General features: G+C 39.0%; 10 protein-coding genes. 5 read left to right on the plus strand and 5 right to left on the minus strand.

All coding sequences use genetic code 11. From position 1 onward, the window contains the following. Window positions 1–37: 37 nt before the first annotated feature. Complete coding sequence (locus tag K2F45_RS16705) at window positions 38–1321, minus strand: Gfo/Idh/MocA family protein (protein WP_248931921.1); 1284 nt, start codon at window positions 1319–1321, stop codon at window positions 38–40. 574 nt (window positions 1322–1895) lie between these two features. Here K2F45_RS16705 and K2F45_RS16710 point away from each other — a divergent pair. Both K2F45_RS16710 and K2F45_RS16715 read left to right on the plus strand, forming a co-directional pair. Continuing rightward, complete coding sequence (locus K2F45_RS16710) at window positions 1896–2087, plus strand: cold-shock protein (RefSeq protein ID WP_046672944.1); 192 nt, start codon at window positions 1896–1898, stop codon at window positions 2085–2087. Window positions 2088–2274: 187 nt separating this feature from the next. Continuing rightward, on the plus strand, window positions 2275–3399 hold the full coding sequence (locus K2F45_RS16715; protein ID WP_248931922.1) for a DEAD/DEAH box helicase: 1125 nt from the start codon (window positions 2275–2277) through the stop codon (window positions 3397–3399). 63 nt (window positions 3400–3462) lie between these two features. Here K2F45_RS16715 and K2F45_RS16720 read toward each other — a convergent pair whose 3' ends face one another. The 3 genes from K2F45_RS16720 to K2F45_RS16730 all read right to left on the minus strand — a co-directional run bounded on the left by K2F45_RS16720 (window position 3463) and on the right by K2F45_RS16730 (window position 7359). After that, complete coding sequence (locus K2F45_RS16720; protein WP_075993167.1) at window positions 3463–5730, minus strand: cation:proton antiporter; 2268 nt, start codon at window positions 5728–5730, stop codon at window positions 3463–3465. 176 nt (window positions 5731–5906) lie between these two features. Next, the gene (locus K2F45_RS16725) at window positions 5907–6629 is read right to left on the minus strand and encodes a LytR/AlgR family response regulator transcription factor (protein ID WP_075993168.1); all 723 of its coding nucleotides are present in this window, start codon (window positions 6627–6629) and stop codon (window positions 5907–5909) included. Continuing rightward, window positions 6619–7359, minus strand: coding sequence for a histidine kinase (locus K2F45_RS16730; protein ID WP_157626133.1), 741 nt, complete (start codon window positions 7357–7359; stop codon window positions 6619–6621). Before K2F45_RS16730 ends, K2F45_RS16725 begins: the two co-directional genes overlap by 11 nt. A 304-nt stretch (window positions 7360–7663) precedes the next feature. Here K2F45_RS16730 and K2F45_RS16735 point away from each other — a divergent pair, with 304 nt between their 5' ends. Next, window positions 7664–7882, plus strand: coding sequence for a hypothetical protein (locus K2F45_RS16735; RefSeq protein ID WP_075993170.1), 219 nt, complete (start codon window positions 7664–7666; stop codon window positions 7880–7882). 123 nt (window positions 7883–8005) lie between these two features. Here K2F45_RS16735 and K2F45_RS16740 read toward each other — a convergent pair whose 3' ends face one another. Beyond that, a complete protein-coding gene (locus K2F45_RS16740; RefSeq protein ID WP_248931923.1) occupies window positions 8006–9184 on the minus strand; it encodes a thiolase family protein in 1179 nt (392 codons plus the stop codon). Window positions 9185–9504: 320 nt separating this feature from the next. Between K2F45_RS16740 and K2F45_RS16745 the strand changes: the two genes are divergently transcribed. Then, the gene (locus K2F45_RS16745) at window positions 9505–10680 is read left to right on the plus strand and encodes an acyl-CoA dehydrogenase family protein (RefSeq protein ID WP_075993171.1); all 1176 of its coding nucleotides are present in this window, start codon (window positions 9505–9507) and stop codon (window positions 10678–10680) included. A gap of 30 nt (window positions 10681–10710) precedes the next feature. Beyond that, window positions 10711–12822 (plus strand): 3-hydroxyacyl-CoA dehydrogenase NAD-binding domain-containing protein, encoded by a 2112-nt coding sequence (locus tag K2F45_RS16750; RefSeq protein WP_075993172.1) that lies wholly within the window; start codon window positions 10711–10713, stop codon window positions 12820–12822. Window positions 12823–12997: the final 175 nt, after the last annotated feature.

The following is a 12997-nucleotide window of genomic DNA, read 5'->3' on the forward strand; positions in this document are numbered from 1 at the left end:
TGATTATAATAATTAATCAACAACCAATTTTAAGGCATTATACTTTTGGGTATTTATAGCCGTTATGATAAACCGAAGCTAAGTATTTATTTGCTTTCTGATCGGTGAAATGCTGTTTATCTTTATTCCAGTAGAGTTTTTGTCCAGTCCTGAATGCAATATTTCCGAGCTGGGAAAAGATGGCAATATGCGCCCCCACTTCAATTGGTGCATGAAGTACTTCTGGATTACGTTGGCGAATTGCTGCTACAAAATTTTCCATATGTTTGTCCAGTCCATTATCTAAAGAAGGTTGGATAGTGACCGCTTCCATCCTCCCTTTTTCTGGAATAACCTCCCAGCCCGACCTGTTCAAGACCAGCGTACCATTGTTACCAATAAATGCGACGCCATGATTACGGCTATAAGGTCCGAGATCAATTCCTTTGGCATGTTCCCATTGGATATTGAAGCCATCAAACTCGTACACAGCAGTCATCGTATCAGGTGTTTGTCCAGCATCGTCTGGGAACGCAAACTTACCTCCAGAGGCCATAATAGATTTTGGATCGGAAACCTTCATCCCAAGTAAAGCATAATCCAACATATGCACGCCCCAATCTGTCATCAAACCTCCCGCATAGTCCCAAAACCATCGAAAATTAAAATGGAATCGATTCGAATTAAATGGTCTTTTTTGTGCCGGCCCTAGCCATTCCGTATAATGTACACCTGCAGGAACCGGTTCATCGGGCACGATGGGAATAGCACTTTTCCACCCTTGATAAGACCACGCTTTTACCAATCTTATTTTGCCCAATTTACCGGAATGAACAAAATCAATGGCATCCTTAAAATGTTGCTGACTTCTTTGCCATTGCCCGACTTGTACAATAGCCTTATTCTTTTTTGCTGCCTGAACCATTAATTGACATTCAACAATGGAGTTACCGATGGGCTTTTCGACATATACATGCTTTCCAGCATTTACGGCATCTACCATTTGCAGGCAATGCCAATGATCCGGAGTTGCAATAATAACCGCGTCCACAATCGAGCTATTGAGCATCTTCTTATAATCTACAAACGTTTCGACCTGTATATTTCTTTTTTGAAGTTCTTCTGCTCTCTTTTTAAGAATATTTTCGTCCACATCACAAAGTGCAGTACACACCAAACCATCATTCTTTAACAATGCATTCAAATCAGACCAGCCCATACCATTTACACCGATTAATCCAACCCGGATGGATTGATCTAAAAAGTTTGAACCTTTAGCATTAAAAAAAAATGACGATGCAGCTAAAACAGTGGACGTTTTGATAAAATCTTTTCTATTCATTGGATATTGGTTTAAGTTTTGTTTTTACTGGATAGCATCTAAATTCTCAATACGAATAGAATACATACGCTTGGATGAATACCCTAAATAAGAACTGCCTTCTTAATTATTAAAAACAAATTGCTTCGATGAAAATACAAAAATGTATTTAGGTGCTCGCAAAAAGCATTGTAAAATATATATAGACAAACCTAGCGTAACCCTATGAAAAAAACGAAAAAAATGGTCGAGTTAGAATTACTCGACCATACATCTACCTATGAAAAACATGCCCTTGGGAGGGGCGGTTGAAGTTAATACTAATTTCCCTAAGAACAAACATTTAGAAAAAATATTTATCTAAATAATTAATAATACCATTAATAACAACATCATGAGTTGACCATGTTACATTGCTTGGCGAGATTGTGTTTTATTATACATTTATGTTCGATAAATTCCTTCCGCTAACACCGTTTCAATCAACATCTCGTTCAAAAAAAGACTCAGTTATACAACATATTTTATAATTCATTAAAAAAAATAAAAGATTAATCATTTATTATGCCTACCTTGCCGCACTTAATTAAAAATAATGAATACAGGTAAAATTAAATTTTTCAATGAAACTAAAGGTTTTGGTTTTATTACACCAGAGGATGGTAGTGCAGATGTTTTCGTACACGTTTCTGCGCTTAAAAACCAAGTATCTGAAGGCGACGTTGTTACTTATGATGTAGAAAGAACTCCAAAGGGGATCAGCGCTACAAATGTAAAATTGGCGTAATCCAAAAAATACACTTTCTTGTTAATGGGGTAATTCTTAATGACTTATCCCATTTCTTTTTCCTATTCTTCCTTTACAATTTTTCAGCAATCTTTTACTTTTCCGTTGAAGACTTTTAGTTTTCAAATAAAAAGCATAAAAAGGATTCTCAGAGGTTTTATTTAAGACAAATTCGAACATACTATTTATGGAATTTAAACAACTCAGTTTAATCGCTCCGCTTTTAAAAGCAATAACAGAAACAGGATACACACACCCTACAGCAATTCAACAAAAAGCCATTCCAATTGTATTGCAAGGCAACGACCTTATCGGTTGTGCACAAACAGGAACCGGAAAAACGGCCGCTTTTGCTCTTCCGCTTTTACAACGTCTTGAAGAAACTAAGACATTAGGTAAACTCGTTCCCATTAGAGCTTTGATTCTTACGCCAACACGTGAACTAGCCATTCAAATTGGAGACAATATCAACTTATACCGAAAATATCTAAAACTAAACTATTGCACTATTTTCGGTGGAGTAAGCCAAGAAAAGCAAGTTAAAGAAATTAAAAAAGGGATCGATATTCTTGTTGCCACCCCCGGGCGCTTATTGGATTTAATGAACCAAAAAATAGTTTCTCTAGATAAAATCGAGATCTTGATATTGGACGAAGCGGACAACATGCTTGACATGGGTTTTATCCATGACATCAAGAAGATCCTCGCCAAGGTTCCTTCAAAGCGACAAACATTGTTTTTCTCGGCGACAATGCCTCCTAATATCCGTAAATTCGCACATGGAATACTACATAAACCTGTCGAGGTTGACGTCACACCGGTAAGCTCAACGGCTGAGAAAGTAAATCAATCTGTATTTTTTGTAGAAAAGAAGGAGAAGATCAGATTATTGACAAGCCTATTAAAAAAGCTGAAAAATGAGCGCACTATTGTCTTCTCCAGAACAAAACATGGTGCCGATAAAATCGTTAAGTTGCTTGCTAAAAATGGCTTGAGAGCAGCGGCCATTCACGGAAATAAATCGCAAAATGCAAGACAAAAAGCTTTAGGTGAATTTAAGGACAGTCATCTAAAAATTTTGATCGCTACCGATATTGCGGCTAGAGGAATAGATATCGAACAACTCCCTCTTGTCATCAACTATGATCTTCCCAATGTACCTGAAACCTATGTCCATCGCATTGGTAGAACAGGAAGAGCTGGTCAGGAAGGAAAAGCCATTTCTTTCTGCGATGTGGAAGAAAGACCGTATTTAGCTGATATTGAAAAATTAATCGGGTTAAAAATCAAGATAGAAAAAATGAATAAATAGGCCTTTATAGCCCATGAACAAAAAGCGGCTAGATCAATGGATCTAGCCGCTTTTTGTTTTTATTTATGGCTTACGATCCGCCATCAACAATGTCGATGGCGTGAAAGGAAGCCAATGTACTTTTTTATTGACAATTTTGTTCCAGCTGGGCAGGCTGATCAACATTAAGTCCTGTTCCTGCCAGGCCTCCCTATTTAATTCTCTTTCAGTTATTGTGAGGTGGTTTGGAACAAGTTGTTCCAACTGCCTAAGTTTTTCTTTGAACCCCGCAGTGTTTCTCAATACTTGATTGAGATCCCAAACGATAATTTGGGCATCCGAATGTTGAATCAGGCGCTGTATCATTTCACATAGAAATTCATCATTTTTCAAAACAACAGGAACTATCACTCGCTTCGCCTTCACAAAGTCTTTATCAATTAAAATGCCTACCATTGCATTCACTTTGGCGTTGATCTGCTGATTTCTGTCAAATGTCGTAAAGGGAGACTCGGCATTTGTAACCGTATGGAATAACTTTTCAGGATTTACAATCCGCGTAGTAAAATCTAAAAATCGTCCCAATAAACTCCCCTCATAGATGGATTCGCTGACACCCAAAAGTAATAAATCCTGATCGCGCTCATTGGAAGTTTGAACAATCTCGCTATCGATATCACTAGAAATTTTAAATACTGTCTGAATAGGCTGTTCGAGTTGCTGAGCGACCTGCTTGATTTCACGAAAACTATCCAGTTCCTGGGTTTCCACCTCATAATGATGTAATTCGTTGGAGGGTTCAATATGTAATGCAGTAATTTCAGCATTCTTTTTCGATTTCAACGTTAAAGCATCAGCTAGATACAGTAGTGAAATCCCGGTATTACTTTTCGCAAAAGACAATAAAATCTTAAATTTTGATTTATCCTGGATATCTTGCTGTAATAAACTTTTCTTTGGTCTATAGAGAAAATTGATGAGATCTAAGGATGGCCCTGTCATAAAGGTGGTCACTAAGGCCATAACGACCATCATCGAAAATAATTCAGCACTTAAAACGCCAAGATCGTATCCAATATTGAGGACGATAAGCTCCATCAAACCCCGCGTATTCATTAACGCGCCGATACTCAAACTATCTTTCCAGCTTTGACCGACAAAACGTGCCGCCAACGTACTACCTGCAAATTTCCCAATAACCGCGACCAAAATAATACCAACGGTAATCATCCATAACTGAGGATCATTAAGTAGACCGATCTGCGTACGCAGTCCAGTATAGACAAAAAATAAAGGCAACAACAACAAAGTAGAGACATCTTCGATTTTTTCGATGAATGCTGTTCGGAATCGACTTCCTTCGGGCATGATTGCTCCCGCCATAAATGCACCAAAAAGGGCATGGATACCGATTACTTCGGTTGCATAAGCAGACAATAACAGCACAATAAAGAAAATAGCAACAACAGGTTTACTCAAAGCTTCCTTACTCCCTTTAACCTCTCCTACGCGCATCAAAAATGGGCGCACGATCTTAATCATAATGAGCACATAAGCAACAGCAAGCCCTATTGTATACAACGCACTGGCGAAATCGCCGGCTTTGACGATTGCAATTACGACAGCGAGTATACACCAAGCCGTAATGTCGTCTGCAGCCGCGCAGGTAATCGCCATTGCACCTAGCTTACTTTTTTGCAATCCTCTTTCTTGTATAATTCTGGCAAGGACAGGAAATGCTGTGATACTCATGGAAATACCAATAAACAAGCTATAGGATAGAAACTCTACATTTGTAGGTGGATGGAATAGGTATAAAAAATAAGCCAATGAAATTCCCAACGTAAATGGGATCACAATGCTTGCATGAGAAATGACAACAGCATCATGCGCTTTATTTCGCAGCACATTCAGATCCAGCTCCATTCCAATGATAAACATAAATAAGATTAGCCCAATTTGACTCAAAAACTGCAAATTACTGAGCGATTCTACAGGAAAAAGTGTATGCGAAAATTCAGGAAAATAGAGCCCCAGCAATGATGGTCCCAATATGATACCTGCGAGCATCTCTCCGATTACCACAGGCTGCTTAATCTTAATGCAAATCCAGCCCATAATACGTGCCGCGATAATGATCGTCACGATTTGAGCCAATAATATCGCTAGCGGATGCTGCAGACTATGGAATAAAGTTGATGTAAAATCCTTCCAGGCACCTTGACTTGTTTTCTCCCCACGCAGTAGTTCTGGAGCCTCTAGCTGTGCCCCCAAATGAATCACCCAATACATCACCCCAAGTAATGTACCAACTAAAACTACATAGAAAATTGTATTCTTATATTTCCTCATCTTCAATAGCAATTAAAATAAATATAATGACAATAGCATACTAAGTCCCAACCAATATTCTCTAAACAAGGAGGGATAAAATACAGTCTCAACAAAAATATAATTCTGTAAGAGTTTTAGTGCTTTTCAGCTGCTAGGTGGAAGGAAATATGTAATGAAACAAAAAAAAATTGTAATCAACTGAATTTCTCGAAAAACATTTTCTTGTACGATTCCCCCAAATTAAACAAAAGAGGCATATCCTGTTCGTCAAACAAGTTGCTTGTTATTTGATCAGCGGAGAAAAATTTAACGATCTTGGTTGCAATGATCTCTTTTTTATTGATGCGTATAAAGTCATGCTCAGGCAAAATCTCCATCAACTTATCGAAGCTTATATTTTTCAACAAAATGAACGAACCATCAGCCAAATAAACTGTTTTATCACGGCTGTCTACTTCAGCTATTTGAACATAGTTAATCTGATCGAAATACAATACCGTTTTTCCTTTATTCGTATTAAACTGTGCAAACGAGACAATTTCAGCTTTATTATTGATTATTTGTTCTACTTTCATAATGGCCTGCTGAAGACGTTGCAGAGATATTGGTTTACGCATGTAATCTACAGCATTAATATCAAAAGCATCGCTCGCATATTGTTTATATGCGGTAGAAAAAACAATCGGAAAATCCTTGAGTTCTCTGGCTACATCAAATCCATTAAATTCCGGCATTTCAATATCCAGAATACAAAAATCAAAACTTAGTGAACGGTATTCTCTCAACAATGCTGCTGGTTCATTAAAGGTTTTCACCACCTCTACCCCTGGAATTTGCTCACAGAGCATTTTCAAGAACCTCAAGCTTGGTATTTCATCATCCAGAAGAACACATTTCAAACTTCTTTCAATCCGCATACAATCTAATTTGAAGGTTGGCAGTATAGACATCATTTTCTACAAATCGACGCAGTTGATGTCTACCTGGATAATACAACATGAGACGCTCTTCCAACGTTTTGCTGCCTATTCCACTTTTGGCCTTTTGTAGGGGCGAACGTTTTGAAATTCGATTGCTCACAATGAGCTCCAGCAAACCATTCTTAAAGGTCAGCATGATAGAAATAAAAGAATCAGGGCCATGGAAATCTGCATGTTTAAATGCGTTTTCAATTAAATCCACAGACATCAAAGGGACCAATGAAGGTGTATTCAACAAGGAACTATTTAGTTCATCAATATCAAACTTAACGCGTATATCAAATAAGGGACTCAGTTTTACCTTATTAATCTCAATGAGATTACGCGCAAACTCAATCTCTGCTTTAGGTGAAACGAGTTCATCTTCACTTTCATACAAAACGTAGTCCAATACCATAGCCAACTTATCCATGGTGTAATAGGTTTGATAGGCATGTGAAAGTATTCCGTTCAATGAATTTTTAAGCAAGTGGGGATTTAATTGGGCCCGATGGAAATCGTCAATCTTCTGATTGTCCATACGATTAAAAAGCTCCTTTTGTCGTTTATTTTCTACCTCAAGTTTCCTATATTTTTGTCTTAACAAGAGGTACAAACCCGATATTAAAGCAACAATTGCCAGCAATAACAGGATGATTATATTCGAGGTCTCAGTCGTCATGTTCATTTCAAACTTACTTAAAATTTCTATACCAATGAAAACGTCGTATTAGAAAATCCGAAATCCACATATAGACTTGTTCGATTACAATAAAATGAAATCCGGTGTTTTAAAGGCAATCTAACGACTATAAAATTTCCATATATTTATTACAAAAATTAACAGTTTCATTACAATTTAGTCATTTCAAAGCATTAATTTAAGATTATTATCCTTATATTGAGACTATTGTAATTAGCCGATCAAATGATTGTCTACGCTATTTTGGTTAAACCCGCCTGATTTTTAATCAGGCCTAATATGAAACACTATGGAAAAGCTCATTTTCGAAACTAATGCACAACATCCCAGTCTTGTAGACAAAATCAAACAAGCTGTTGAAAAACTGAATGGCATCCACGAATGGAAGCTCGACTTGGATTCTATTTATAATCTGTTAACCATAGAAGGCATTCGACTCAACCCAACGGAAATCGAATCAGAACTGGCGCTCCATGGAGTAGAGGCAAGCCGTCTATATGAGGAGTAGAAGTACGACCCTGTATAGCAAATAAAATAAGTTTCCAGGAAGCTATGTGGTTAAAAACACCCGAATTCAATAAGCGTGAGCTTCTTCCAGATAAAATTAAAGCAATCTTATCTGGAAGAAGCATCAAATCTTTTTAATAATCATTGCAGAGGCACCACCGCCACCATTGCATATCGCTGCCAGCCCTACTGATCCCCCCTCCTGTCTTAAGATGCTGCTTAGTGTTACAACAATTCTAGCGCCCGAACATCCCAATGGGTGCCCCAAAGATACCGCTCCTCCATAAACATTTACTTTGTTCATGGGTAAACCCAAAATTTGTGCATTCACCAAAGCCACCACGGAAAAAGCTTCATTATATTCAAAATAATCAATGTCTTCTAGTGTCAATCCAGCTTTTTTTAACACCTTTTCTGTGGCTACACTTGGTGTAGTCGTAAACCATTCCGGAGCCTGTTCAGCATCAGCATAAGCAATAATCTCTGCTAAGGGAACAAGTCCAAGTTCTTCCAATTTCTCGCCAGACATAAGCAGCACCGCAGCAGCACCATCACTTATTGTCGATGCATTTGCGGCAGTTACAGTCCCCTCTTTTTTAAAGGCGGGCTTAAGCTCAGGTATCTTATCAAAATTGACCTGCGAAAACTCTTCATCGCGCGAAACGACGACGTCTCCTTTACGACTTTGTATCGTTATAGGTTGAACCTCGTTTAAAAACTTATTTTTTTGCCAAGCGTCCAGGCTTCTTTTATAGGAACTTATCGCATAAGTATCCTGTTCTTCACGGCCAATACGATATTTCTCGGCACACAACTCTGCAAACATTCCCATTGCATCATTCGAATAAGCATCGCTCAAACCATCACGTTGTAAACCATCAACAAGACTCTGAGCTCCAAATTTGGCCCCCCAACGCATACTATTCGTATAATATGGCACCCTACTCATGCTCTCCATCCCACCAGCAATCACTATATCAGCATCTCCCAATAGAATACTTTGCGCAGCAACAGCTATTGCTTTCATTCCACTAGCACATACTTTATTAAGGGTCGTTGCAGCGGTATGATCCGACAAACCTGCTAACCGGGCTACCTGCCGGGCAGGCGCTTGTCCCAAATCAGCTTGCAAAACAGTACCAATAATAATCTCATCCACTATATCGCGGGAAATACCCGCCTCATCAACTACAGCCCCAACAACCTGGGCCGCAAGACTTGGCGCCGAAATAGATGACAAGGCACCACCAAAACTTCCAATTGGTGTGCGTTTCGCTGCAACGATAAATACACTCTTTGACATGATATAAAAAGTTTATAATTGTTCTGCTAAAATTTTGAGGGCTTATTGCTAGCATATCCCCAACAACCCTTCCTAATCTTAAAGATAAAAAATATAACAGATAACCCACAACAAGTCGGTTTTATTTTTTTTATCAAAACAGAATAAATAGAAAAAAAATAATGCAAAAACTTCCCTACTTAACCAATTGAACGAAAAATAAAGAATAAAAATTTGCAAAAAGCCAAGGCTTTTCGTTAAATTCGTTTAGATAACATCCTACTAGATGGTCATTCAAAAGACCGCCTTACATAAGATAACCAAAAGCAAGATAAACGATTATGCAGACAATCAAGTTTACAGCTGAGCATCAGATTTTTCGCGATACACTTCGCGCATTTATTCGAAAAGAAATTACACCTTACGTCGATGATTGGGAAAAACGGGGTGAGATCGACCGAAATGTGTGGAAGAAAATGGGTGATATGGGATTGATGGGACTCAATTATCCAGAAGTTTATGGTGGACTAGAGCTTGATTTTTATTATTCCTTGATACTCTGCGAAGAATTATCGTATTGTTTTTCTGGAGGATTTACCATTTCCGCACTTGTCATTCAGTTTATGTCGGCTCCATACCTACTGAAATATGGATCAGAAGATCTGAAAATACGCTATCTTAAACCGGTTATTGCCGGTGATATGGTCAGTGCTGTTGCTATTACTGAACCCGGGGCTGGTTCTGACGTAAAGCAGATCAAAACAACAGCTGTCCGGGATGGCGATTTTTATATTGTCAATGGATCTAAAACATTTATTACCAACGGTTATTACGGTGATTTCTTCATTACAGCAGTCAAAACTGCTTCTGATCAGGGAACAAAGGGTATAAGCTTATTACTTATTGACAGAAATGCAACTGGGGTCTCGTCAAGCAAAATCAATAAACTAGGCTGGCACGCCTCTGATACCGCCGAGCTAGGGTTTAATAACGTACGAGTCCCTATTTCTCATCTCATCGGCATGGAGGGAGAAGGATTTCGCTATTTAATGGATGGACTTCAATTGGAAAGGCTTACCGCAGCTATCCATAGTCTCGCTACCGCAGAATCCGCATTTCAGTATACACTTGATTATATCGCACAACGTGAAGCCTTTGGAAAAAAAATCCAGGAATTTCAAACAATACGGCACCGAATCGCACAAATGGCAGCAGATATCGCTACCACGAAAGCCTTTGTCTACCATTGTTGTGATCTCCAGGACCAAAACGAATATGCAGTCCAAGAATGTTCCATAGCGAAGCTACAAGCAAGTGAGCTCGCCGTCAATGTCGTAAACCAATGCCTCCAATTATTTGGTGGTTATGGGTTTACAGAAGATTATAAAATCGCACGTTTATATCGCGATGTCCGTGTCGGCACCATTATCGGGGGAACCTCAGAAATCATGCTTGAAATTATCGCGAAAATGACAATAGATCATGTGACTTATCAATCAGGAAAGTCAAAACAATAGAAAGCTTTTTAAAAATTATCACCAAGCACAATGGATGAAAATAAATCTTATATGACCCACACGCTCTTTCGTGTAGAACAGGATAATCATCACATCATTACAATCCATCCGCTATCGACAGCAGCTCCCGAGCAGTTGGACATTATAGACTATCTCACGCAATTTGTTGATTTGGTTACGTTCATTCTCGAACGGGAAGATACCATAGGTGTCGTATATAGCTGCCCGATTCAAGACAAAGAAATCGAATATACGCAATTATTTGAGCAGTTTTCTTCAAGCCGCTCAAGACCTTCGGACTTATACAAGCTTACATCAAAAGTATTGCATTGGGAAACGTTTAAAAAACCCATTGTATCTATTATTTCAGACAATTGTACAGCTATGGCCCTAGCGACGATGCTATGGTCTAATTGTCGTATCGCCTCCGAAAAACTTCAGTTTGGCTTTCCGGAGAGTAAGTATGGTTTGTTTACAGCTTTTGGTACAACGATCTATTTACCAGCATTGATAGGTACTGAAAATGCCCTAAATCTGCTGACACAAAGCAAACTTCTGAGCAGTGAAGAAGCGCATAAACTTGGGTTAATCAATGAATTGACGCAGAAGCCAAGCGACAGCCTATCATTAGCAATAAACTGGATACTTAATCTACCCAACACCAATGCTGGCCATCACACGGAACAAACTGACGAACTGAAGCCTGAAGCAATTCTTACTATCCAAAAAAAAGCACGCGGTTTGTACCCTGGCACAAACGCAGTTATTGAATTACTAAGAAAAAACCCGTCATCCACAGCGGTTGAAGCTAGTGAGAGAGAAGCAATTTTATATCTGGAAGTCTTAAATCGCCCCGAACCACTCAGCATGGTCCGTACACTTCACTATGCTGTCCAATTGGCAAAATCACCCAATAGAATAAAACATCTCGACAACTATAAGTTAAATAAAATAGGTGTACTGGGTGCTGGGATGATGGGCTCGGGGATTGCTTATGAGGCCGCCCGGGCAGGAATAGAAGTTGCTTTAAAAGACGTTACACTTCCCCAAGCCGAACGGGGCAAAGCCTATTCTAGCCAGGTTTGTGAAAAATCATTGGCTTTAGGAGCCATGAGCCCATCACAACGGGAGCAATTGCTTGCACGCATAAAACCAACTGACCAAGTCGATGACCTTAATGGATCTGACTGCATTATAGAAGCTGTATTTGAAGATTTCCACCTAAAGGCTGAGGTTACAAAAGAAAGCCTACCCTATTTAAACGAAAATGGCTTTTTCGCTACAAATACCACTTCATTGCCTATTACTGAGCTTGCTAAAGCAACCAATGATCCTAAAAAATTTATAGGAATGCATTTCTTTTCGCCTGTTGACCGCATGCCCCTTGTCGAAATCATCTGCGGTAAACAAACCGAGCAAAAAACCTTAGAGAAAGCACTTATCACAGCTTTACGCCTCAATAAAATTCCAATAGTCGTGCAGGATGGTCCGGGTTTTTTCACCTCACGTATTTTCTTCAATTATTTACTCGAAGGTATTACAATGGTACTGGAAGGCATCTCACCGACACTGGTCGAAGAGGAAGCGATGGCTGCAGGATTTGCCGTGGGCCCATTGGCAGTATTGGATGAGATATCATTGGAATTGATGCTACACGTTTATGATCAATTACCCGGTCTGCATGCCAGCCAAAAACGTGCATATACCTACCTCAAAGGAATGGTCGATCAGGAACGAAAAGGAAAAAAATCGAGCGCTGGATTTTACGATTATGACGTTGAAACCAAAAAGAAAACCATTTGGAAAAACCCTGTAATTGCATCTGCAAAGGAAAATGTAACACCTTCAATTATCCGGAAACGTTTGTTGCATGTCATGGCATTGGATAGCTATCGATGTCTCGCAGAAGGCGTACTCAACCAACCCATCGATGGCGATATTGGTTCTATTTTAGGTGTAGGGTATGCATCCTATACAGGTGGAGTATTTGGACATATCGACCGTACAACGCTTCCTACTTTCATTGCTGAATGCGAAGACTTTCAGGCCAAAGGTGAGCAATGGGATATACCAGAATCTTTAAGAGAACTGGCAAAAGAGAATTTCAGATTTTATAGCGGTTTTGACTCAAATTGGCGATAGATTAGCCAATCTATGTTCTTTCGTCTAAAGAAGCGTGCATAAGCTGTTTAAGTGCACTAAAGTACAGGTAATCATAAAAACAACAAAACAAAAGGTTGCGACCTTAAAAAGAATATTCGGTGTAGTTTAACGCTGTAATAGAAACGAAAGCAGGGGTGACAAAACAAATAGTTTG

Origin of the sequence: Sphingobacterium siyangense (genome assembly GCF_023277505.1) — a bacterium.
In the GTDB taxonomy this organism is placed as follows: domain Bacteria; phylum Bacteroidota; class Bacteroidia; order Sphingobacteriales; family Sphingobacteriaceae; genus Sphingobacterium; species Sphingobacterium siyangense.

Coding starts and splice junctions, on each gene's coding strand:
- K2F45_RS16725 (WP_075993168.1), bottom strand. CDS start 6,629: ATGCGGATTGAAAGAAGTTTGAAATGTGTTCTTCTGGATGATGAAATA.
- K2F45_RS16705 (WP_248931921.1), bottom strand. CDS start 1,321: ATGAATAGAAAAGATTTTATCAAAACGTCCACTGTTTTAGCTGCATCG.
- K2F45_RS16745 (WP_075993171.1), top strand. CDS start 9,505: ATGCAGACAATCAAGTTTACAGCTGAGCATCAGATTTTTCGCGATACA.
- K2F45_RS16715 (WP_248931922.1), top strand. CDS start 2,275: ATGGAATTTAAACAACTCAGTTTAATCGCTCCGCTTTTAAAAGCAATA.
- K2F45_RS16740 (WP_248931923.1), bottom strand. CDS start 9,184: ATGTCAAAGAGTGTATTTATCGTTGCAGCGAAACGCACACCAATTGGA.
- K2F45_RS16735 (WP_075993170.1), top strand. CDS start 7,664: ATGGAAAAGCTCATTTTCGAAACTAATGCACAACATCCCAGTCTTGTA.
- K2F45_RS16750 (WP_075993172.1), top strand. CDS start 10,711: ATGGATGAAAATAAATCTTATATGACCCACACGCTCTTTCGTGTAGAA.
- K2F45_RS16730 (WP_157626133.1), bottom strand. CDS start 7,359: ATGAACATGACGACTGAGACCTCGAATATAATCATCCTGTTATTGCTG.
- K2F45_RS16720 (WP_075993167.1), bottom strand. CDS start 5,730: ATGAGGAAATATAAGAATACAATTTTCTATGTAGTTTTAGTTGGTACA.
- K2F45_RS16710 (WP_046672944.1), top strand. CDS start 1,896: ATGAATACAGGTAAAATTAAATTTTTCAATGAAACTAAAGGTTTTGGT.